This is a genomic window from Aeromonas schubertii (assembly GCF_000820105.1).
Taxonomy (GTDB): domain Bacteria; phylum Pseudomonadota; class Gammaproteobacteria; order Enterobacterales; family Aeromonadaceae; genus Aeromonas; species Aeromonas schubertii.
Genome location: NZ_CDDB01000088.1, coordinates 17,152 through 39,760, shown reverse-complemented (window position 1 = coordinate 39,760; position 22,609 = coordinate 17,152). Strand labels below are relative to the sequence as shown.

22 protein-coding genes are annotated in these 22,609 nt (G+C 62.6%); 14 read left to right on the top strand and 8 right to left on the bottom strand.

Features of this window, described 5'->3' with window-relative positions:
• Nucleotides 1-27: 27 nt before the first annotated feature.
• On the bottom strand, nt 28-453 hold the full coding sequence (locus tag BN1133_RS17270; protein ID WP_050667697.1) for a glycine zipper domain-containing protein: 426 nt from the start codon (nt 451-453) through the stop codon (nt 28-30).
• A gap of 256 nt (nt 454-709) precedes the next feature.
• Between BN1133_RS17270 and BN1133_RS17265 the strand changes: the two genes are divergently transcribed.
• A complete protein-coding gene (locus BN1133_RS17265; RefSeq protein WP_050667696.1) occupies nt 710-940 on the top strand; it encodes a putative hemolysin in 231 nt (76 codons plus the stop codon).
• Nucleotides 941-997: 57 nt separating this feature from the next.
• On the opposite strand, the gene BN1133_RS17260 is transcribed toward BN1133_RS17265, so the two are convergent.
• From BN1133_RS17260 to BN1133_RS17245, 4 genes are all read right to left on the bottom strand, one after another.
• Nucleotides 998-2,158 (bottom strand): trans-sulfuration enzyme family protein, encoded by a 1,161-nt coding sequence (locus tag BN1133_RS17260; protein ID WP_050667695.1) that lies wholly within the window; start codon nt 2,156-2,158, stop codon nt 998-1,000.
• A 196-nt stretch (nt 2,159-2,354) separates the two neighbouring features.
• Nucleotides 2,355-4,472, bottom strand: coding sequence for a DUF885 domain-containing protein (locus tag BN1133_RS17255; protein WP_153006799.1), 2,118 nt, complete (start codon nt 4,470-4,472; stop codon nt 2,355-2,357).
• A gap of 197 nt (nt 4,473-4,669) precedes the next feature.
• Nucleotides 4,670-5,149, bottom strand: a complete 480-nt coding sequence (bfr, locus tag BN1133_RS17250; RefSeq protein ID WP_050667693.1) for a bacterioferritin — start codon at nt 5,147-5,149, stop codon at nt 4,670-4,672.
• Between the two features lie 56 nt (nt 5,150-5,205).
• Complete coding sequence (locus BN1133_RS17245; RefSeq protein ID WP_050667692.1) at nt 5,206-5,397, bottom strand: bacterioferritin-associated ferredoxin; 192 nt, start codon at nt 5,395-5,397, stop codon at nt 5,206-5,208.
• Nucleotides 5,398-5,535: 138 nt separating this feature from the next.
• Here BN1133_RS17245 and BN1133_RS17240 point away from each other — a divergent pair, with 138 nt between their 5' ends.
• The 8 genes from BN1133_RS17240 (at nt 5,536) to BN1133_RS17205 (ending at nt 13,957) form a co-directional block, all read left to right on the top strand.
• A complete protein-coding gene (locus BN1133_RS17240) occupies nt 5,536-5,832 on the top strand; it encodes an HlyU family transcriptional regulator (RefSeq protein ID WP_050667691.1) in 297 nt (98 codons plus the stop codon).
• Nucleotides 5,829-7,859, top strand: a complete 2,031-nt coding sequence (locus tag BN1133_RS17235) for a tRNA(Met) cytidine acetyltransferase TmcA (protein ID WP_050667690.1) — start codon at nt 5,829-5,831, stop codon at nt 7,857-7,859. Before BN1133_RS17240 ends, BN1133_RS17235 begins: the two co-directional genes overlap by 4 nt.
• A gap of 161 nt (nt 7,860-8,020) precedes the next feature.
• Nucleotides 8,021-9,013 (top strand): chemotaxis protein, encoded by a 993-nt coding sequence (locus BN1133_RS17230; protein WP_050667689.1) that lies wholly within the window; start codon nt 8,021-8,023, stop codon nt 9,011-9,013.
• Nucleotides 9,014-9,181: 168 nt separating this feature from the next.
• Nucleotides 9,182-10,225 (top strand): GMP reductase, encoded by a 1,044-nt coding sequence (locus BN1133_RS17225; RefSeq protein ID WP_050667688.1) that lies wholly within the window; start codon nt 9,182-9,184, stop codon nt 10,223-10,225.
• A gap of 70 nt (nt 10,226-10,295) precedes the next feature.
• A complete protein-coding gene (earP, locus tag BN1133_RS17220; RefSeq protein ID WP_050667687.1) occupies nt 10,296-11,426 on the top strand; it encodes an elongation factor P maturation arginine rhamnosyltransferase EarP in 1,131 nt (376 codons plus the stop codon).
• 46 nt (nt 11,427-11,472) lie between these two features.
• A complete protein-coding gene (efp, locus tag BN1133_RS17215) occupies nt 11,473-12,039 on the top strand; it encodes an elongation factor P (protein ID WP_050667686.1) in 567 nt (188 codons plus the stop codon).
• Between the two features lie 128 nt (nt 12,040-12,167).
• Nucleotides 12,168-12,959, top strand: coding sequence for a DUF3530 family protein (locus BN1133_RS17210; RefSeq protein WP_082178045.1), 792 nt, complete (start codon nt 12,168-12,170; stop codon nt 12,957-12,959).
• Nucleotides 12,960-13,003: 44 nt separating this feature from the next.
• On the top strand, nt 13,004-13,957 hold the full coding sequence (locus tag BN1133_RS17205; protein ID WP_050667684.1) for a D-2-hydroxyacid dehydrogenase: 954 nt from the start codon (nt 13,004-13,006) through the stop codon (nt 13,955-13,957).
• A gap of 45 nt (nt 13,958-14,002) precedes the next feature.
• Here BN1133_RS17205 and djlA read toward each other — a convergent pair whose 3' ends face one another.
• The 3 genes from djlA to BN1133_RS17190 are packed head-to-tail and all read right to left on the bottom strand — an operon-like array spanning nt 14,003 to nt 16,512.
• Complete coding sequence (gene djlA / locus BN1133_RS17200; RefSeq protein WP_050667683.1) at nt 14,003-14,833, bottom strand: co-chaperone DjlA; 831 nt, start codon at nt 14,831-14,833, stop codon at nt 14,003-14,005.
• A 6-nt stretch (nt 14,834-14,839) separates the two neighbouring features.
• Complete coding sequence (murU, locus tag BN1133_RS17195; protein WP_050667682.1) at nt 14,840-15,514, bottom strand: N-acetylmuramate alpha-1-phosphate uridylyltransferase MurU; 675 nt, start codon at nt 15,512-15,514, stop codon at nt 14,840-14,842.
• Nucleotides 15,511-16,512, bottom strand: a complete 1,002-nt coding sequence (locus tag BN1133_RS17190; protein ID WP_050667681.1) for an aminoglycoside phosphotransferase family protein — start codon at nt 16,510-16,512, stop codon at nt 15,511-15,513. The genes murU and BN1133_RS17190 overlap by 4 nt, the downstream gene beginning before the upstream one ends.
• Nucleotides 16,513-16,686: 174 nt before the next feature.
• Between BN1133_RS17190 and lptD the strand changes: the two genes are divergently transcribed.
• From lptD to apaG, 5 genes are read left to right on the top strand one after another with little or no spacing between them, the layout of a single operon-like run.
• Nucleotides 16,687-19,125, top strand: coding sequence for an LPS assembly protein LptD (lptD, locus tag BN1133_RS17185; RefSeq protein WP_050667680.1), 2,439 nt, complete (start codon nt 16,687-16,689; stop codon nt 19,123-19,125).
• Nucleotides 19,126-19,150: 25 nt separating this feature from the next.
• The gene (gene surA / locus BN1133_RS17180) at nt 19,151-20,449 is read left to right on the top strand and encodes a peptidylprolyl isomerase SurA (protein ID WP_050667679.1); all 1,299 of its coding nucleotides are present in this window, start codon (nt 19,151-19,153) and stop codon (nt 20,447-20,449) included.
• Nucleotides 20,446-21,432 carry a 4-hydroxythreonine-4-phosphate dehydrogenase PdxA gene (gene pdxA / locus BN1133_RS17175; protein WP_136614342.1) on the top strand — a complete coding sequence of 329 codons (987 nt, stop codon included), beginning with the start codon at nt 20,446-20,448 and terminating at the stop codon, nt 21,430-21,432. Before surA ends, pdxA begins: the two co-directional genes overlap by 4 nt.
• Nucleotides 21,429-22,241 (top strand): 16S rRNA (adenine(1518)-N(6)/adenine(1519)-N(6))-dimethyltransferase RsmA, encoded by an 813-nt coding sequence (gene rsmA / locus BN1133_RS17170; protein ID WP_050667677.1) that lies wholly within the window; start codon nt 21,429-21,431, stop codon nt 22,239-22,241. Before pdxA ends, rsmA begins: the two co-directional genes overlap by 4 nt.
• A complete protein-coding gene (gene apaG, locus BN1133_RS17165; RefSeq protein ID WP_050667676.1) occupies nt 22,241-22,603 on the top strand; it encodes a Co2+/Mg2+ efflux protein ApaG in 363 nt (120 codons plus the stop codon). Before rsmA ends, apaG begins: the two co-directional genes overlap by 1 nt.
• Nucleotides 22,604-22,609: the final 6 nt, after the last annotated feature.

The following is a 22,609-nucleotide window of genomic DNA, read 5'->3' as shown; positions in this document are numbered from 1 at the left end:
GAGGCCCCTCGGGGCCTCTTTGCTACCTTAATCGTCGTCATCCCAATGGCGATGTTTGCGCTTCTTCTTGTGGTAGTGGCGATGATCGCCATGACCCTCGTCACGATCGCCATTCTTGGCTCCGATCGCAGAACCCGCCCCGCCACCGATACCGGCCCCGATCAGCTGACCCGTGTCCCCCCCCAGACTCTTGCCGAGGGCGGCACCACTGAGGGCCCCCACGGCACCACCGAGGGCAGCTTCGTTCTTGTTACCCTTCTTGGCGCCTATGCTGCCACCGGCTGCGCCTCCCAGCGCTGCCCCGATCAGGGCGCCGGTATCGCCTCCCAGATTCTTGCCGATCACGGCCCCCGCCGCCCCTCCGGCGCCACCGCCGAGCACTGTGCCCAGGGTTTCGGAGGCCTGCGCCGTTCCCAGCATCAGCATCAGGGTGAGAGGAAAGATACGCTTCATGAGTTGTCACCTGGTTATGAGTTTTGGCTCACTATGACAAATGGCCTGTGCAAAGGTGAGCCAGGCCCCCGACGCTCGCGACAACCCGTGTCACCACCTTACCTAACAACATGATTTTATTGTTAATGCCGATTAATTACCGGCCTGGGGAAGGAGACAGAAGTTGTCTTGAATGGATGCAAATGGGGCAAAAATTCTTGCCCTTGCCCCTTCACCTCCTTAGGCTGGGGTCGCGATTTCCACTCTGGAGGACTCCATGAAGCTCATCATCCCCGCCGCCCTGCTGGTGCTGCTCACCGGCTGTAGCAGCCAACCCGCCCCCGAGAAACCGGTGGGCATGGCCAATCCCGCCTCCGTCTACTGCCTCGATCAGGGGGGCAAGCTGGAGCTGCGCGACGAGCCGGGTGGCGTGACCGGCTACTGCCACCTCTCCGACGGTCGCGTCGTGGAGGAGTGGGCTCTCTACCACGCAGAACACGGCAAATAAGCGTAACGCTGACATGCAAACTGGGGCCAAAAGGCCCCCGTGTTGTTCTCTGCTCCCTTACTCGGCCAGGGCGGCCGCCAGATCGGCGATCAGGTCGTCGGCATCCTCCACCCCTATGCTCAGACGGATGAGATCGTCGCTGACCCCGGCCGCGGTGCGGCTCGCCGCATCCATGGCAGCATGGGTGGTGCTGGCCGGGTGACAGGCCAGACTCTCGAGATCGCCAAGGCTCACCGCCTGGGTAAACAGGCTCAGGCGATCGAGGAAGCGTGCGGCGCGGGCAAAGCCACCTTCGAGCTCTATGCTCACCATGCCGCCGAAGCCCTCGGCCACCTCTCCCAGCACGGCGTGACCGGGATGTGTCTCCAGCCCCGGGTAGATGACCCGCTGCACGCCCGGGTGGGCGGCGAGGAAGGCCGCCACCTTGCCCGCATTGTACAAGTGGGCGTCCATGCGCAGGGGCAGGGTCTTGACCCCGCGTTGCAGCAGGTAGGCCTCCTGGGGACCTATGGGAGAGCCGATATGCTTGAGCGCCACGGTGCGCACCCGGCTCATCAAGGCGCTGCCGCCCGCCACCACCCCGGCGATGATGTCCCCGTGGCCGCCCAGATACTTGGTGCCGCTGTGCATCACCAGATCCACACCGAGTTCGAGAGGCCGTTGCAGGTAGGGGGTGAGGAAGGTGTTGTCGCACACCGTGATGGCGCCAACGCGCCGGGCCGCCTCCACCACCAGACGCGGGTCGATCACCTTGAGGGTCGGGTTGGTCAGGGTTTCGAAGAGTACCAGCTTGGTGCCCGGTCTCAGGTTGGCGTGCAGATCCCGATCGCTCTCGTAACCGGTCACAGTGACCCCGGCACGGGTGAAGGTCTGCTTAAGGAAGGCTTCGGTGCCGCCATAGAGGGGACCTATGTAGGCTATCTCGTCACCCTGGCTGGTGAGGGCATAGAGGATGGCGCTCACCGCCGCCATGCCGCTCGCCACCACCAACGCCTCGTCCGCCCCCTCGAGGGCCGCGAGTTTCAGCTCCAGCTCGGCGGTGGTCGGGTTGGCGAAACGGCTGTAGATGAAGCCAGGGTTCTGGCCACTAAACCGGGCGCGCCCCTCTTCGGCGGTGAAGTAGCTGAAGGTGCTGCTCTGGTAGAGCGGGGTGGTCAGGGCGCCGGTCTGGGGATCGAGACGCTGCCCGCTATGCACGCTCATGGTTTTGAATTTCATGGTATGACTCCGGGGGATTCCCTGCGCCCGTCCATGGCGGGGAACTCAATGGTACAAGTTGATAACCTTGATCATACAATTCGAAACATCAACCACGAAACAACAAATAATTCTTATTTATTCCGCATCACCGAATGTTATTCAATATCTATCCCTCACCAAAGGGCGCCGGCTCTCCCGGCACCCTTGCCTACGATTATTCCTGCGCCTTGATCCACTGGGCGTTCTTCTGCTCCAGCACCGACATGGGCAGCATGCCGTACTCCAGCACATGGTGGTGGAAGCCCTTGAGATCGAAGCGGCTGCCGAGGGCCTCCTCGGCGGCGGCCCGCATCCGCAGCAGGGTGAGCTGACCGGCCTTGTAGGAGGTGGCCTGACCCGTATAGGCCATATAGCGCGGCACTTCCGAGCCGACGTCCCCATCTCCCAGGGCCGAATTTTCCTTCATGTACTGCACCGCCCTGTCATGGCTCCAGCCGTACCAGTGCAGACCGGTATCGACCACCAGCCGCATCGCCCTGAGCATCTCCTCGTTGAGACGACCAAAGTACTGGAGCTGATTGTTGAAGGCCTCCGATCCTTCGACCTTGGGATCGCCCTTGGCAGGGTCAAACAGTCCTCTTCCCTGATAGAGCCCCATGTCGTGATCGGCCAGATACTCGGTATAGAGAGCCCACCCCTCCGCATAAGCGGTGTAGTGGGAATTGGCCACATAGGCCGGGAAGTCGGGATCCTTGGCGGCCAACTCCTGGGCAATGGTGATCTGGAAGTGGTGGCCGGGCGCCGCCTCATGAGCCAACAGGGTGCTGATGTTCCAGCTCTGCAACCCGAACGGGTAGAAGGTGTTGAGGAAGAACTGCCCCTTGCGCCCGGTCTGGGGATTGCCGTCCTGATACCAGGCTACCCCACCATAGGGGGCCTCGTCGTAAGAGACGGGCACCACCTCGTAGTCGAGCCTGGGGATAGTCTTCTCGGCGTCGAAGAAGTCGGGTAGTACCAGTGCCGCCTTCTCCTTGAAACGGTTGTACTCGGCCAGCGCCCGATTGTGCTCGGCCAGGGCCGCCTGCCGGGCCTCGCTCAGACCGCTGCCGGGGTTGTCCGGATTGACGCTGGCGCTCCACACCTCATAGGGATTCTGATAGAAGAAGCCCGGCTGGTTAAGGTAGCGGAAGAAGGCGTAAATCTCGCCACTCTGTTTGGCCGCGGCCACATCGCTGCTGGCACACTTGCCCACCGTGTGGCACACCTGAACCATGGAGCCGAAGATGCGCTCCACCTCTCCAAGACCCAGTTTGTGCACCTCTTCGGGGGTCATGGTGGTGGTGGTATGTTTCTTCAGCAGCCAGCGATACCAGTTGCGTCCATCTGTCATACCGCAGAAGCCGTCGTCACACTCACCGCTACCGATACGGACCCCATAAGCACCCCCGTTGCGATAGTCGAGATAGTCACGCAGGGCCACGAAGTGTTGATTGATGCGCTCCAGCACCCCCTTGTACTCCTCGCGCAGGGTGCTATCTATCTCTGCCGGCATGGAGCTCCAGCCATCGTAGAGACCGCTCAGCTGATCCCCCTCCAGCTTGCTGGAGAGCTGTTTGACCACCCGATCCACCAACTCGTCCGGCAGGGTATTGCCACGGGCGCTGCCAAGCTCAAACTGATGCTTCACCTGGACCAGATAGGTGTCATAGGCCTTGAGCCAGGTCAGATGCTCCTGATACCAGGCGGCCGGATCGCCGGCGCTGCGTGCCATCGCCTGCGGAGCCGGTCTGTCGTGGCGATCCAGATCCTGGCGCCAACGGGCCTCGATCACGGCAAGTTGCGCCGGTGTGGTGTCGTCGAAGTAGTCAAAGCCGCTGGCGGTGCGGGGGGCGGCCCGACGCCCCTGCTGCGGCCCCTCTCCCACGTCACCGGCCAGATCGGCGACCCGGTTACGGAAGTGATGGATGGGAATCTGGGACTGGGGCAGGGTCGCCCCCTCGATCGCCAGGGAGAGATCCCAACTGATCATGTCGTAGAAGAGGCGATCCCGCTCCCCCAGCACGGAGGGATCCAATCCCTTGAGTCGATCCAGCAGCGACTGATCCAGCCGTTGCCTGGCCGCTATGCTGTCGGCATCGATGGCAAAGCCATAAGGATCCAGCTGGGCGGACTGAGTGACCGCCTCCTGCATCACGGTGAGCAGAGCGGCGCGGGTAGCTACAGGATCGGCCTTGGGTGCCGAGGAGTCGTTGCTACCGTTACAGGCAAGCAGGGGCAGGGTGAGGGCGCAGGCGAGCGCCACCCTGTTGAGGGTAAGAGTCATGGTGTGCATCCTTGTTGGTCTTGTTATGGGTTGCCTGCAAGCGTGCCGATCATGCCTGCTAACGGATGCGGTTTTTGTGACCTGAAAGACAAAAAATAATCATATTTTTCATGATATTCCGCTCATGAAAACCTATTCAAAAAAAGAACAGGGGCCCGCCGCAGCGAGCCCCTTTTGGCTCTATTTATTCAATAGTTATGCAAACATCATGATCCCTGATGATGGAGTTGGGACTGCTGGTAATTCTCGAGGCCGAGCCGATCGATAAGATCGAGTTGGGTCTCAAGCCAGTCCACATGTTCCTCTTCATCCTCGAGGATATCCTGGAACAGATCCCGGCTCACATAGTCCTGGATCGACTCGGCGTAGAGGATGGCCGCACGCAGATCCCCAATGGCGGCAATCTCGAGATCCAGATCGCAGCGCAACATCTCCTCCACATGCTCCCCGATCTTCAGCTTGCCGAGATCCTGCAGGTTCGGGATCCCCTCGAGAAAGAGGATCCGCTTCACCAGTTCGTCGGCATGCTTCATCTCGTCGATCGACTCGTGATACTCCTTGTGACCCAGCCCCTTGAGGCCCCAGTCATCAAACATGCGGGCGTGCAGAAAATATTGATTGATGGCGATGAGCTCGTTACCGAGCACCTTGTTGAGATGAGCGATGAGTTTGCTGTCACCTTTCATGGCATGACCTCCCTGTGAATCAGACAAGGATAGCCAAGAAAGCGGGGTGAGGCGGCTCAGGCCACTTCGTAGTAGAGAGGCGCTTTATCGCGTTCCTGCGCGATGATCTCCATGGCCATACGCACACATTTTCCGCACTGGGCCCCCACCTCCAGCTCTTGCTTCAGCTGGCGAAACTCGCGCTTGCCCGACTGCACCGCTTTGCGGATTTGGGAATCTGTGATGCCCCGGCACAAACAGACATACATGGTGGCAGGATCCTGAGTCAGAAGAGTGAACTGCCAAAAAGTTAAATGAGAATGCTTTGCAATACAAATAACCATTGGTAATAAGTCCCTTGTCACTCCTCCTCCCCTTGGGGAGAATGCAGGCAAATGGAGGATCCCATGCTCAAGAAACTCTTTGGCGCCCTGTTTGGCAGCGCCGATAGCCACCAGCCCGCGGTCACCCCGACCGAATACCAGGGTTATCTCATCTACCCCGAGCCCATGGCCGAAGGGGGGCAATACCGCTTGGCCGGGCGCATCACCAGAGAGATCGACGGCGAGCTGAAAGAGCACCGCTTCATCCGTTCCGATCTCTTCGTCAATCCCGACGACGCCCGCGACTTCATGCTGCGCAAGGCGCACACCTTCATCGATCAGATGGGTGACAAGATGTTCGAACCCCGGAGCCAGCAGTGACCCTGCGTGAGGGGCTGCGCCAGGCCGGCGAACGTCGCCTCGTCTGGCTCGAGGGGGAAGAGCAGGAGTGTATCGCCAAAACCCGGGAGTGGCTGGACGGCCACATCGTCTGGCTGGGTGAGGGCCCTGCTGAACACTCCCCGCTGCCCGCCGCCAAGGCGCTGCAATACCTGGGACAGGAGTGCGACACCCTGGTCTGCAACGCCTTCAGCGGCTTGCACCCCGACGCCTTTGGCGCCCTGAGCGGTACCCTGCGCGCCGGTGGCCTGCTGCTCCTGCTCACCCCGCCCCGCGCCCAGTGGCCCGCCTATGCCGACCCGGATCGGCTGCGCCTCATCGCGGATCCCGTCGATCTTCCCCGCTGTGGCCAGGGTTTTATCGAGCGGATCGTGCGACTGCTGGACCAGGATCCCGCTCTGCACCTTGAACCCTCCGAAGAGAGGCCCGTCTGGCAGCCCCTGGGACCCGGACATCCACGCACGGCGGATCAGGAGGCGGCAATCCAGGCCATTGGTCAGGTGCTGCGCGGCCATCGCAAGCGCCCATTGGTGCTGAGCGCGGATCGCGGCCGGGGCAAGAGCAGCGTCCTCGGCATGGCCGCTGCCACACTGCTGGCCGAAGAGCCGGGGCTCAGGATCGGCGTCACGGCCCCCGCTCAGGCCACCCTCTCGACCCTGTTGCTGCACGCAGGGGAAGACAGGCGTCTGCTCTTCTTCAGCCCGGATCGCCTGCTCGAGGAGAAACCCGAGCTGGATCTCCTGCTGGTCGATGAGGCGGCCGCCATCCCCGCCCCCCTGCTGGAGGGGCTGCTGGCCCATTACCACCGCATGGTCTTCGCCACCACGGAGCACGGTTATGAGGGGACCGGCCGCGGCTTTCATCTTCGCTTCAAGCGTACCCTGGACAGACGCACCCCGGGGTGGCGCGAGCTGCATATGCAGGCGCCGATCCGCTGGAGTGACCACGACCCGCTCGAGCCGCTGATCAACCGCCTGCTGGCCCTCTCGGCGACCCCTCCGGAGCCCGCCATCACGGCGCAGCCCCGCTGGGAGAAGGTGGCAGCAGCCAGCCTGAGCCACGACGAAGCGCATCTTAACGCCCTCTTCGGACTGCTGGTGCTGGCTCACTACCAGACCACCCCAAGCGACCTGCGCGCCCTGCTGGAGTGCCCGGATCTCGACATTCACCGGCTCTGCAGCGGCGACAGCCTGCTTGGGGTCGCACTGGTGATGCGCGAGGGGCCCATTCCCTCTGCGCTGGCCGAGCAGATCTGGGCCGGTCGCCGCCGCCCCCGTGGCCAGCTGCTGCCCCAGTCCCTGCTTGCCCACTCGGGAGTGTTGGCGGCAGCCGAGCGCCGCTTCGCCCGCATCATGCGCATCGCCATCCATCCGGCACTCCACCGTCATGGATTGGGGGCCCAGCTGTTGGCGGCCCTGGAGCAACACTACCGATCTGAGGGATTCGACTATCTGGGGAGCGCTTTTTCCGCCGGGAGCGATCTGCTCGCCTTCTGGCGCGCCTCGGCCATGAAGGTGGTGCGTATCGGTCTGCAGCGTGACGCCGCCAGCGGCTGTCACTCCTTGCTGATGCTCAAGCCGCTCAATCCAGCCCATGAGCCGGAGATAAGACAGTGGCAGCGCCGCTTCCTGCTCGGCCTGCCCAGCCTGCTGGCCGGGGAGTTGCGCACCCTCCCTGCCGAACTGCTGGCCCTCAGCCTGCCGGACCATCCTCTTCCTGAACTCCCTGACCTCGACTCCTGGGAGCGCGAGGAGCTGTGCTGTTTTGCTCACCACCACAAGCCCTTCGAGCTGTGCCAGGGGACCCTGCAACGCTGGCTATTGCTCCGCCATGCGGAGCTAATGCTCTGGCCGAGGGACGATCAGGCATTGGCGATAGGCGCCATCTGGCAATATCGGCCATGGGAAACGCTGGGGCGCGAGTTGGGCATGGTCGGGAAAGGGGCGCTGATCAAGCGACTCAGGACTCTGGTGGCGGCGAGGATCGCAGCAGATCCAACCCGGGGATAGATATCTATCATATTGTTGATAAACCATTTTCCCTGATCTTTCTCACATCTTCCTCACTCTCGACTGTTCCCTTTCGGCAAACGGCCGATAATCCCCAAACAGGCTCCTATACTGGAACACAGAGAGCCTGCAGTCAGGATCGAGGCAGTTAGGGAGTGAGCATGACAGAACAGGGGAACAGATCGCGCAGCGCGATCCTGACCGAAAGCGGAACCAACGAACTCGAGATCATCGAGTTCCATCTGCATAAGCTGCAGCCGGACGGCAGCCAGAAGGTGGCCTACTACGGCATTAACGTCGCCAAGGTACGCGAGGTGATACGGGTGCCGGAGACCACGGACTATCCCAACGCCCAGCCGCACATGGTCGGGGTCTTCTCCCTGCGTGATCGCCTCATCCCCCTGGTGGATCTTGCTGGCTGGCTGCGGGTCAAGACCCGGCCGGAGCATACCGGCAAGGTGGTGATCGTCACCGACTTCAACCGCATGGCCAACGGCTTCCTGGTCGACAGCGTCAGCCGTATCCACCGGGTATCGTGGGAAGACGTTGAGTCTCCCAGCCAGTTCCTCGAGGCCGGTGAGAACGACTGCGTGGTGGCCGTGGTGCGCCGCGATGGCAACCTCATCATGATCCTCGACTTCGAGAAGATCATCGCCACCATCAACCCCGAGCTCAGCATGGAGAAGTACGACGTCACCCAGGATCGCCGGGTGGTGATCAACGATCGCATGGTGGCACGCCGGGAGGCCAAGACCATACTGGTGGTCGACGATTCGGCCTTTATCCGCAAGCTGATCGAGAACACCCTCAGCACCGCAGGCTACAACATCATCACCGCCAAGGACGGGGGCGATGCCCTGGAGATGCTGACCGATATCGAGCAGCACGCCACGGCCGAGAACATACCGCTGCCCAACTTCCTCAACGCCATCGTCACCGATGTGGAGATGCCGCGCATGGACGGCATGCACCTGCTCAAGCGGCTGCGTGATAATCCGCTCTTCAAGGAGATGCCTATCGTGATGTTCTCGTCTTTGATGAGCGACGATAACCGCTCCAAGGCGCTGCAACTGGGGGCGAACGATACCATCACCAAACCCGAGCTGGGACGGATGGTGGGAATGATAGACGGGCTTGTGGGAATATCCGATTGAAACCCTGAGTGAGCTCAGGTTATTAGAGCGAGACTATCACATCCAGCATGACATTATCAGTCTTGTAAAAAACGTTTCCCAGACTAGACTGCCGTAAACCGGAGGCCCTGAAAACCCCCGGTTTTTTTGTGCCTGCCAACTACCATTCAGTTGAAAGGACCCCACTCCATGCGTATCGAAGAAGACCTGAAACTCGGTTTCAAGGACGTACTGTTCCGCCCCAAGCGCTCCACCCTGAAGAGCCGTTCCCAGGTCAGCCTGACCCGCCAGTTTACCTTCAAGCACACGGGTATCCAGTGGCAGGGGGTCCCGGTCATCGCCGCCAATATGGACACGGTCGGCAGCTTCTCGATGGCCCGTACCCTGGCCGGTTTCGAGATGATGACCGCCGTGCACAAGCACTACAGCCTGGAACAGTGGCAACAGTTTGTGGCCCGCAGTGACGAGTCGGTGTTGCGCCACGTGATGGTCTCTACCGGCACCTCCGAGAGCGACTTCGCCAAGACCCGCGAGATCCTGGCCCTCTCCCCCTCCCTGCGTTTCATCTGCGTCGATGTGGCCAACGGCTACTCCGAACACTTCGTCGCCTTCGTCAGCAAGATGCGCGAGGCGTGCCCGAATCACGTCATCGTGGCTGGCAACGTGGTCACCGGCGAGATGGTCGAGGAGCTGATCCTGGCCGGTGCCGACATCATCAAGGTGGGAATAGGGCCAGGTTCGGTCTGCACCACCCGGGTCAAGACCGGGGTCGGCTACCCCCAGCTCTCCGCCATCATAGAGTGTGCCGACGCAGCCCACGGCCTCGGCGGTCAGATCATCGGTGACGGGGGTTGTACCTGTCCGGGGGATGTGGCCAAGGCCTTTGGCGGTGGTGCCGACTTCGTCATGTTGGGTGGCATGCTGGCGGCCCACGAGGAGTGCGGCGGCGAGATCGTCGATGTGGACGGCACCCCCTTCATGAAGTTCTACGGGATGAGCTCCTCAAGCGCCATGGACAAGCACTCGGGGGGCGTCGCCGAGTATCGCGCCTCGGAGGGTAAGACGGTGCTGCTCCCCTATCGCGGCCCGGTTGAGCACACGGTGCGCGACATCCTGGGGGGAGTGCGCTCCACCTGCACCTATGTGGGCGCCGCCCAGCTCAAGGAGCTGACCAAGCGCACCACCTTCATCCGGGTTCGTGAGCAGGAGAATAACGTCTACGGCAAGGAGTAGACCGGGACATAGAGCGAACCCGACCGGCGTGCTACCCTGCACGCCGGTTTTTTATTGCGCCGGAGTCAGCATGGCTTTTAACTTCGACATCTTCTGCACCGTGGTCGACAACTTCGGCGACATCGGCGTCACCTGGCGGCTCGCCCGCCAACTGCACGACGAGGGGCATGGTCCGGTGCGCCTCTGGGTGGACGATCTCGCCAGCTTCTCGCGGATCTGCCCAACCATAGATCCGGCGCAGGAGAGCCAGAGTGCCGGTGGCATCACCATACAGCACTGGCATGCGGACGCCGATCTCGCGCCGGCACGGGTCGTCATCGAGGCCTTCGCCTGCGAACTGCCCGCCCCTTACAAGGCACGCATGCAACACATGGCCCCGCCACCGGCCTGGCTCAATCTCGAGTACCTCAGCGCCGAGGAGTGGGTCGAAGGGTGCCATGCCCTCCCCTCACCCCAAGGGCGGCTCAACAAGCACTTCTTCTTTCCCGGCTTTACCGACAAGACGGGAGGCCTGCTCTGCGAACGGGATCTGATGGCGCAGCGTCAGGCCTGGCAGAGTGACAAAGACGGTCTTGCCGACTACTGGGAGAGCCTGGGTCTGCCCCCTCCAGGCAGGGATGAGCTGCGTATCAGCCTGTTTGCCTACGAGAGCGAGGCCATCCCCTCCCTGATCGAGGCCTGGCGCCAGGGCCCGGCCCCCATCACCCTGCTGGTGCCGGTCGGGCGCGCCCTGCCCCAGGTGCTGGCCACCCTCGGTGTGGAGAGTGCCCACCCCGGCGATCGGTTTGACGACGGCGCCCTGACCGTCGTGGTGCTCCCCATGACGGACCAGGTGGGCTATGACCGCCTGCTCTGGTCATGCGATCTCAACATAGTGCGCGGCGAGGACTCCTTCGTGCGGGCCCAATGGGCGGCCCGCCCTTTCCTCTGGCACATCTACCCCCAGGAGGAGGAGTACCATCTGGTCAAGCTGGAGGCCTTCCTCGATCGTTACCTGGCAAGCCACCCTCAATCCCGGGCAACGTGGATAAGAGGCCTGATGCTGGCCCTCAACCGGGAAGAGCCCTGTCAGGCCCTCTGGCAGGGATGGGATGCACAGTGCAACGGCTGGCAGGAGGAGGCCAACCTGTGGCCCGATCGCCTGCTCGCTGGCGGCGATCTCGTCACTCGGTTAGTGAAATTTTTGGAAACGAAGATATAATCTGGCAGTTTTTATCCGTCCGTTTCACGAACAGGAAATTTTTTACATGAAAACCGCACAGGAAATCCGCGCTGGTAACGTGGTCATGGTCGGCACCGAGCCCATGGTGGTTCAGAAGACCGAGTTCAACAAATCCGGCCGTAACGCTGCCGTGGTCAAGATGAAGCTGAAAGGTCTGCTGACCGGCAGCGCTTCCGAGCCCGTTTTCAAGGCTGACGAGAAGATGGAAGTGGTCATGCTGGAGCGCAAGGAGTGCACCTACTCCTACTTCGCCGACCCCATGTATGTCTTCATGGACACCGACTACAACCAGTACGACGTTGAGAAAGACAACCTGGGCGACGTGCTGAACTACCTGGTAGACGGCATGGAAGACGTATGCGAAGTAACCTTCTACAACGAGAAGGCCATCTCCGTCGAGCTGCCGACCACCATCGTTCGCGAAGTCGAGTACACCGAGCCGGCCGCCCGTGGCGACACCTCCGGCAAGGTCACCAAGCCGGCCCGTCTGGCTGGTACCGGCTACGAGCTCTCTGTTGCTGCCTTCGTTGAGATCGGCGACAAGATCGAAATCGACTCCCGCACCGGCGAGTTCAAGCGTCGTATCTCCTGATAGCGCCTGACTTCGGTCGATGAAAGAGCGAGCCACCGGCTCGCTTTTTTTATGGTCCCGCGGCCCACCTGGCCGGCCTAAAGAAATACGCTCCCTGGCCGCTATCTGAAGGTGTTGGAGGACTCCTCATGCCGCTTCGCCCCTATCTGTTACTGCTCCTGCTCGCCTTCACCGCCCACGGTGCCGGGCAAGAGGAGGCTGCCCGGGAGACGCCGCCCGCCACAGCCCAGGACACCCGCCAGGAGCCGGCATCGGCCGATCAGACCCTGCGCCTCGACTGGCAACACAATCCGGCCAGCAAGACCATAGAGCAGGAGCAGGTGCTGTTTGCCGAACACACCAGCGGCACCTATCTGGGGCTGGTGATCCTGCTCCCCGAGTGGCAGGGTACCGGACGCCTGTGGCAACTCTCGACAGCCCTGACGGCCCAGGGGTTTGATACCCTGTTGATCCTCCCTCGCTCCGCCCAGCCCCAACTCAACCCGGCCGGGGAGCAGAAAGACCAGGCGCGCGACGCCTTTCGCCAGGATCTCGCCGCCCGCATCAAGAGCCTGAGCGAAGCAAAGCTGCAGGAGGGGGGCTTTCGCCTGATCCTGGCCCAGGGGACGGCCGCCGCCTGGGCCAGCAATCTGATCGCCAGCGAGCAGCTCCCCGCCCCCGATGCCCTGGTGCTGCTCGATGCCTACTTCCCCGAACAGGGTGCCAATACGGTGCTGGCCAGGGACGTGGCCCAGAGCCAGGCCCCCATTCTCGATCTCGTTGAGGAGAGTGCCGCCGGCTGGCCCCTGGTCGCTGCCGAGGCGCGCCGGGTCGAGAGCCGGCGCAGCAACAAGCTCAACTACCGCCCCTACGCCCTGATGGAACGGGCCGAGATCCCGGAGCGGTTACAGGGGTGGCTGCGCCATCTTGGCTGGCTCTGACGCCGCCCCCTTGGCATGATGGAGCCTCACCCCAAGGAGGCTCCATGCAGATCGTCTTTCTCGACCGAGACACCCTGGCACCCTCGGTGCAATTGGCTCGTCCCGCCCTGCCCCACACCTGGATCGAATATCCCGCCACCGCCCCTCATCAGGTGGTCGAGCGGCTGCGCGGTGCCACCATCGCCATCGTCAACAAGGTTCGTTTCGGCGCCGCCGAACTGGCCGAGCTGCCGTCCCTGCGACTCATCGCATTGGCCGCCACCGGTGCAGACAACCTGGATCTCGACGCCTGTCGGGCCCACGGCATCACGGTCTGCAACGTGCGTGGCTACGCCGGCCCCTCGGTGCCCGAACACGCCCTGGCCCTGATGCTGGCCCTGGCGCGTAACCTTAAGGGGTGGCAACGGGCCCTCGCCCAGGGGCGTTGGCAGGAGAGCGGCCGCTTCTGCTTTTTCGATCACGGCATCATGGATCTGGCCGGACGCCGACTCGGCATCATAGGGCGTGGCACCATAGGACGGGATCTGGGACGACGCGCCGAGGCTCTTGGCCTCGAGGTGTACTACGCCGAGAGCCTCTCGGGAGGAGATCCGGCACCGGATCGTCTGCCATTGGCGCAGCTGCTGCGAGACTCAGACATCATCAGCCTGCACTGCCCACTCACGGCGCAGACCCGTCACCTCATTGGTGCCGCCGAGCTGGCCGCCATGAAGCAGGGGGCCCTGCTCATCAACGTGGGACGCGGTGGCCTGGTCGACGAATCGGCCCTGCTCGACGCCCTGCGCAGGGGCCATCTCGGGGGGGCCGGGTTCGATGTGGCCAGCCAGGAGCCCCCCCCGGCGGATCACCCCCTGATGCAGGCCCTGGCCCTGCCCAACTTCCTGCTCACCCCTCATGTGGCCTGGGCCAGCGAAGGGGCAATGCAGCGTCTGGCCGACCAGGTGATCGAGAACATCGACGCCTTCGCCGCCGGCAGCCCCCTGCGCCGCCTCGCCTGAGCACAACAACAACAAGACCACCCGAGGGTGGTCTTGGTGCATGCCTTAGCGTATTCCCCGCACTTCCCGGATCATCTCCCAGGCGCTCTGGATCTCCTGGGCCTTCTGTTTGGCCATCTCCATCATCTCGGGGGGGAGCCCCTTGGCTGCCAGCTTGTCCGGATGGTGCTTGGCCATCTCCTTGCGGTAGGCCTTCTTGACCTCCTGATCCGAGTCTCCCTCGTTCACCCCGAGCAACTGATAAGCATCCTTGAGACGATCCCGGGACGGCTCACGACGCGCCTGCTGCCCACCCCACTGCTGCTGGCCGCTCCCGTGGCCCTGGCCATGGAAGAAGTTACGCTGCGCCTCGGCCATGGCCAGGATCCGATCCAGTTCGAAGCGACTGAAACCCAACTCCTCGGCCACCACCTGCAAGATGTGGCGCTCCTCCTGGGGAACCTCCCCGTCGGCAAACGCCGCCTGCAACTGCACCTCGAGAAAGAAGCGCAAGATGTCGCGCTGCCCCATGCAGGCGTCACGAAACTCGGCCAGGGTCGCACGCAGGGGAAAGTCTGCCGCCTTGCCCTGGCGAAAAGAGTCCTGGGCCCGGGTTCGCAGCTCGCCGGTGAGACGCATCCGGTCCATCAGATCGGAGGCGACCCGGATCTCGCTTTCGGTGACCTGGCCGCTCGCCTTGGCGATATGGCCCATGACCGAGAAGGTGGCATGGAAGAAAATCGCCTGCTGGGCCTCGGTGGGACGGCGACGGAAACCGCTCTGCAAGCCCATGCCGGTGTCGAAGCGATGACCGATCCAGAGGCCGATGAGGAGCCCGAACACGTTGCCGAGCAGGAAACCAAAGAAGGCGCCGAGCACCTTGCCCCAGATACGCATAAGAAGTTACCTCGTGGCCTCGCGGGCCAGCAGTTCACTGTCGAGTTGAGCCAGTCGCTCGGGCGTGCCGATATCGCGCCAGTCTCCAGGAAGATGGGTTCCCCCCACCCGTCCCGTCGCCATCGTCTCGCGCAGCAGGGGAGCCAGCTTGCGCGCACCGGGGGTCAACCCGGCGAAGAGGCGGGGATGATAGAGGCCGACGCCGCTGAAGGTGAGGCCAGGCCTGTCCACCACCCTCTCCCCCTGCAGGGAGAAGTCACCGCCCGGATGCTGGGGGGGATTATCCACCAACCAGAGGTGGGCGAGGTCTTCCCCCAGAGAGGGCGCGGTAAACTGGCGGTAGTCGACATCCAGCCAGGTATCCCCGTTCACCACCAGGAAGGGCTCCTTGCCAAGCAGCGGCAAGGCCTGCACTATGCCGCCCGCGGTCTCCAGGGCCGTCGCCTCTGCCGACCAGACGATAGAGACCCCCAGTCGGGAACCATCGCCGAGAGCCTCGACCAACTTGTGGCCAAGCCAGGCGTGATTGATCACCAGCTCGGTCACGCCGGCCGCCTTGAGGCGCTCGATATGGTGAACGATGAGGGGCCTGCCCCCTACCGCCAGCAGCGGCTTGGGCAACTGATCCGTGAGGGGGCGCATCCGCTCGCCACGTCCGGCGGCCAGTATCATCCCCTTCACGGCTGTCGCTCCGACACGGCAGCCAGGGCCGGCAGCACCCGCGCCTCCAGCCAATGGCCGAAGGAGGCCAGCTCGGGGTAGCGAGCGCACACCTCGACCACATAGTCGAGGGTACGGGGAATATCCTTGAGATAGCCCGACTTGCCATCCCTGTGATGCAGCCTGGCGAAGATGCCGGCGGCCTTCAGATGGCGCTGCATCCCGGTGAGATCGGCCTGACGGCGGAAGGTGGCATAGTCGGTGCTGCCAAGCAGGCCCGTCTGTTCCAGCACGGCAAAACCATGGCGCATCCCCGCCTCGATGACGGCATCGGGCCAACGCACGTAACAATCCTTGAGCAGGGAGACCAGATCGTAGGTGACCGGCCCCTGCACCATGTCCTGAAAGTCGATCACGGCCAGGGTGGCGCTCTCGGGCATACGGCCACCACACACCATCAGGTTGCGGCTGTGAAAGTCCCGATGCATCACCCCCTGCACCTGGCCAAGATTGTTCTCGGTGAGCAGAGCGAAGGTGCGCCCCAGCAGGGACGACTCCTCTTCGCTCAGGGCCAGTCCCAGGTGGTGGCCAAGCAGCCACTCGGGCAGGATGCTGTTTTCCCGCGCCATAAAGGGGGCATCGAAGGGCTCCAGCTCCAGCTCGACCCGTGCCAGCCGGGGCAGCAGGTCGATGGCGAGGGCATACCAGGCGGCCACGCTCTGCTCGTCCAGCACCGAGAGCAAAGAGAGATCGCCAAGATCCGTCACACAGAGCAGGCCCTGTTCGTACTCCACCCCCTTGACCTCGGGAGCAAGCACTCCGGCTCGCAACAGTGCGGCGGCGTTACGCACAAACTCCCGGTTTTTCTCGGTGGCAGGTGGTGCATCCACCCAGATGAGGCCTGCCCCGCGATAGTAACGTCGGAAGCTGGCATCGCCCGAAATCAGGATGAGCTCGAGGCCGGGCTGTGCCGTCAACTGACGGGCCCAGGCGGTAAGAAGTGAAGCGCGATCGATCATGGGAACTAGGACCAAAGTGGGTGGCCTAAGCGGGAGGTTACCCTGGCCGCGATAATGCTTTATGATTGCCGGCTAACATAAAGCAATGACATGCAATGTCAACATGGTGGATCCTGTCGTAAAATGCGTGTCCTGTTTAGGCTGTTTCACATTCGCAAATCGAGTCTTCATCCCATGACCAAACGGATTGCGGGCATATCGGGCCCTCTCGCCCTGACCCTGGGGCTGATCCCTGTGCTCACCCCCACGGCGGGCTGGGCTGCCTCCCTGCCGACCCCACCGGCCACCGGCCTGCTGGACGGTCTCTGTTACGACTATGTACCCAAGGTGGAGAAGACGCCGGCCGGGGTCGATGCCAACGCCCTGCCGGTGGAGGTAGACGCCGACCGTCTCGACGCCAAACAGGGCGGCACCGCCGTCTATCAGGGGGATGTCAAGGTCCGTCAGGGGGTACGCAAGTTCGATTCCGACTATGCCCAGCTGGACCAGAAGACCCGCGACGTCATCGCCATCGGCAACATCTACTACAACGATGGCCAGATCACCGTCACCAGCGACAAGACCCTAAAGTCCAACCTGAACACCAAAGAATCAGAGTTGGAAGAGGGGCGTTATCAGGTGCACGGCTCGCCGGTCCGGGGCTCCGCCAAGCGGGTCACCATGACCAACGACAACCAGAACATCACCCTGGAGGGAGCCCAGTACACCACCTGCCCTCCCGGCCAGGAGGTGTGGACCCTCAAGGCCGGCAGCATCGATATCGATCAGAATGAGGTGTTTGGCGAGGCCTGGAACGCCAGCCTCTGGCTCTATGACTACCCGGTCTTCTACTTCCCCTATATCAACTTCCCCATCAAGGACGAACGCAAGACCGGCCTGCTCTACCCTGGCTATACCCAGAGCTCCAGCAACGGGATGGATATCGTCCAGCCCTTCTACTGGAACATAGCCCCCAATTACGACGCCACCATCACCTCCCGCTTCATGGACAGACGCGGCCTGATGGAGCAAGTCGAGTTTCGCTATATGCCGGAGCCCAACCACGCGGGCACCCTCTATTTCGAAAACCTGGCCAACGACAAACAGGTCCGACCCGATAACCCCCAGTACAACACCCTGAACGGGGACGGACATCGCTATCTGTTTAACGCCAACCATGGCTCAAGCCTGATGGACGGAGCCCTGCGCTTTGGCGTCAACTACACCCGGGTCAAGGCGCTCGACTACAACTACTTCAACGACTTCAGCCCTCCGGTCGGGGTCCAGGTCGATGGCCAGTTGCAGCAATCCTTTACCGCCGGCTACTACCAGCAGAACTGGAATCTGACCGCCGAGGCGCGCACCTACCAGATCCTCAACCCCAATGCGGTCCTGCCTCACTCCATGCTGCCGAGCCTGGGCTACAACTTCTATCACCAGCAGAAGTGGTTCGATCTCGCCCTCAACAGCGAGCTGACCAAGTTTGGCTACAGCGGCAATGATGCCAGTGCCCAGCAGGCCGGTGAGCGCTACACCGCCACTCGCCTGCACATAGCGCCAACCCTGACGGTGCCGCTCATCGATGCGCCGGGTTACTACCTCACCAGCCAGTACAAGCTGATGTTCAGTGCCTACGATCAGGAGGTGCCCAACAACCTGACGGGTCAGGATCGGCGACAGTTCACCAAGGATGGGCAGCTGACCCTCAAGGAGGGGACCATCACCCGCACCCTCCCCTCGGTCCGCCTCAAGGGGGGCATGAACTTCGATCGCTCCCTCGACTGGTTTAATGGCAAGGGGACCCAGACCCTGGAGCCCGAGGTGCAGTATCTCTACGTCCCGTATGAGAATCAGGACGAGATCGGCATCTATGACTCCACCACTGTGCGTCAGGATTACTATAGCCTGTTCAGCGATCGCCGCTATGCGGGGATCGATCGCATCAGCGATGCCAATCGCATTACCCTGGGCCTCACCAGCCGGGTCTATGACGATGCAGGGGACGAGCGCCTGCGTCTGGCGCTGGGGCAAGCCTTCGAGCTGACCAAGCCCAGGGTTCGCCTCTACCCCAACGATCCCGAAAGCACCAATGCCCGCTCCCTGCTCTCCTTCGAGGGGGACGCCCGCATCACGGATCGCTGGTTTGCCCATGCCGGTGCCCAGTACGATACGGAAGAGAACGAGTTCAGCTCGGCCAACAGCGCGGTCGAATACCGTTTCGACAAGCTGGTCAGCCAGGTCAACTACCGCTTCCTGAAGGATGGCAACCGCAACATCTACAACACCGCCATGGCCGAAGACATCAGTCAGGCCGGCCTGGTACTGATGGCCCCCCTCAATCCCCAGTGGCAGCTCTACGGCGGCTACTACCGGGATGTGCAGCAGGATATCAACATAGACCGCAAGATAGGTCTCAAGTACGACTCCTGCTGCTGGAGCATCAACTTCAGCCTGGAGTGGCACAACCAGCCTGTGTGGGAAAACAGCATACTGCAGGCCCGCTCCGAGAAGAGCATAGGCGTACAGTTCGAGATGAAGGGACTGGGAAGCATAGGCACAGCAGGCCGCAATGTGACCCTGGATACGGAAAAGCTCCCCTACATTCGCCCGTTTAATCTGAAAGACCAGCAGTGATGCTGGCCAGCCTTGAGAGATGGATATGAAAAAGACCCTGATTGCCCTGCTGACTGCAGGCGTGTTTGGCGCCCTGAGCCAGGCGGCCGTGGCTGCCCCCGAGCTGGTGGATCGCGTGCTCGCCGTGGTCAACAAGGATGTGGTACTGGCCAGCCAGCAGGATGCGCTGGTCCAGAAGGTCAAGAACAACGCCCGTGAGCAGGGCCAATCCCTGCCCGACGATGCCACCCTGCGCCGTCAGGCGCTGGATCGCCTGATCCAGGAGAGCCTGGTGCTGCAACTGGCCGATCGCCAGGGCCTCAAGGTGAGCGATACCCAGCTCGAGCAGGCCATCGCCGGCATTGCCACCGAGAACCGCATGAGCGTCGAGCAACTGCGCACCCAGCTGGATCGGGAAGGCATGACCTACCCCCAATACCGGGAAGAGGTGCGCCGCGAGATCCTGATGGGTGAAGTGCGCCGCAACCAGGTCCGCCGCCGGGTCAATATCTCCGAGCAGGAGGTCAAGCAGGTGGTGGAGATCCTCAAGAAACAGGGGCAACAGCAGAACGAGTTCCACGTCGGTCATATCCAGATCGCCCTGCCTGACAACCCCAGCGCCGCCCAGCTTGATGCCGCCAAGGCCAAGGCCCAGCGCATCATGCAAGCCCTTAGCAGCGGGGCCGATTTCCGCAAGCTGGCCATCGCCGAGAGTAACGGACCCAAGGCCCTGGAAGGGGGTGACTGGGGATGGATGAGCCTGCAAGAGATGCCTACCCTGATGGCCGAGGCGGTGCAAGGGGCCAGCAAGGGGGCCATCGTCGGCCCGCTGCGCTCCGGTGCCGGTCTGCACATCATCAAGGTGTTTGACACCAAGGGACAACAACAGGTGAGCCTGACCGAGGTGAAATCTCGCCACATCCTGATCAAGCCTTCCATCATACTGAGTGAGGAGAAGGCCAAGGGGATGCTGGACGGCTTCCTGCGGGATCTGCGCAGCGGCAAGGCCAACTTCGCCCAGCTGGCCGAGAAGTACTCCGAGGATCCGGGCTCCGCCGTTCAGGGCGGTGAGCTGGGCTGGTCCTCCCCCGATGTCTATGCCCCCGAGTTCCGTGACATGGTCAATCGCCTGCAACCGGGTCAGATCAGCCAGCCGTTCCGTACCAGCTTCGGCTGGCATATCGTCCAGTTGGAAGATCGCCGCAGCCAGGACGCCACCGACAAGGCACTGGAGCAGCGTGCCTATCAGCTCATCTACAACCGCCGCTTCGCCGAAGAGGTGCAGGGCTGGATGGATGAGCTGCGCGATGGCGCCTACATCCGGATCGAAGACGGCCAGAGCTGATGACCCGACGCATCGCCATCACCCCCGGCGAACCGGCCGGGGTGGGTCCCGATCTGGTGCTGCAGATCGCTCGCCAGAGCTGGCCACACCAGCTGGTGGTGATCGCAGACCCGGCCCTGCTCACCGAGCGAGCCCGCCACCTGGGACTCGAAGTGAGCCTGCAGCCCTACGATCCTGCGGCACCGGCCACGGCGCAGGCGGCCGGCACCCTGACCGTCTGCCCGGTACCGCTTGGAGTGCCCAGCGAGCCGGGCCATCTCGACGAAGGCAATGGCCACTACGTGCTCGAGACCCTGCAGCGAGCCTGTGACGGCAACATGAGTGGCGAGTTCGCCGCCGTCGTCACCGGCCCGGTGCACAAGGGGATCATCAACCAGGCCGGCGTCTCGTTTAGCGGTCATACGGAATTCTTTGCCCACCAGTCCGGCACGCCGGACGTGGTCATGATGCTCGCCACCGAGGGGCTGAGAGTGGCGCTGGTAACCACTCACATCCCGCTGGCCTATGTGGCCAAGGCCATCACGCCGGAGCGTCTCGACAAGATCATCCAGATCCTGGATGCAGACCTGCGCAGCAAGTTCGGGATCCCCCGACCCCGCATCTATGTGTGCGGCCTCAACCCCCATGCGGGAGAAGGTGGCCACCTGGGACGCGAGGAGATCGAGGTGATCGAGCCGGCGCTCGAGCGGTTGCGCGCCCAGGGGCTGGATCTGGTCGGCCCCCTGCCGGCCGATACCCTGTTTCAGGAGAAATACCTCAAGGATGCGGATGCGGTACTCGCCATGTACCACGACCAGGGACTGCCGGTGCTGAAGTTCAAGGGCTTTGGCAACTCGGTCAATATCACTCTGGGTTTACCCTTTATCCGAACCTCGGTGGATCACGGTACCGCCCTGGATCTGGCCGGCAGTGGCCAGGCCGATCCGGGCAGCCTGCTGACCGCCATCCACCACGCCATCAAGATGGTAGAGAAAAGAACATGAGTAGTGACAAGGTGCACCTGGGCCACACGGCCCGTAAGCGTTTCGGCCAGAACTTCCTGCACGATCGTTATGTGATCGGCCAGATCGTCGACGCCATCAATCCCCTGCCGGGGCAGAATATGGTCGAAATCGGTCCGGGCCTCGCCGCGCTGACCGAGCCGGTGTGCGAACGCATCGACAGACTCACCGTGGTGGAGCTGGACCGGGACCTGGCCGCTCGCCTGCGCGAGCATCCGGTGCTTGCCAAGAAGCTGAACGTCATCGAGGCCGACGCCATGCGCTTCGACTTCAGCACCCTGATGCGCCCTGAGCACCCCCTGCGTATCTTCGGCAACCTGCCCTACAACATCTCCACCCCGCTCATCTTCCACCTCTGCGACTATGCCGAGCATGTACTGGACATGCACTTCATGTTGCAAAAAGAGGTGGTGCTGCGCCTGGCCGCCGGCCCCGGCAGCAAGGCCTATGGCCGCCTGAGCGTGATGACCCAGTACTACTGCCAGGTGATTCCGGTACTCGAGGTGGGCCCCGGCGCCTTCAAGCCGGCCCCCAAGGTCGACTCAGCCGTGGTGCGCCTGGTGCCCCACAAGGAGAAACCCTTCGTGGCCAAGGATGTGCGCCTGCTCAGCCGGGTCTGTACCGAGGGCTTCGGTCAACGCCGCAAAACCATCCGCAACAGCTTCGCCAACTTCATCAACAGCGAGCAGCTGGCCGAGCTCGGCATCGACGGCAACCTGCGCCCGGAGAACCTCTCTCTGGAGCAGTTCGTCAAGATCGCCAACTGGCTGGCAGATCAGAAGGCGGTCTGATGAGTGCGCCCCTCGTGCTGATCCGTGCCTTCCCCCACCATGTGGCGGGCAGCCACGACCCCTGGCAGTTTCATTACCGCATCGAGATCGAGAATCAGGGCTCTCTCTCGGTGCAACTGCTGCGCCGCCGCTGGCTCATCACAGATGCCAACGGCAAGCGGGTCGAAGTCGAGGGGGCCGGCGTGGTGGGCAAGCAGCCCATCATCGCCCCTGGCGATACCTTCAGCTACCAGAGCGGCGTTCCGCTGGAGACGCCACTCGGGGTAATGGAGGGCAGCTATGTGATGCAGGATGAAGAGGGGGAGGAGTTCTCCGTACCCATTCCCCCCTTCACTCTGGCGGTTCCGAACATCATCAACTGAGGACTC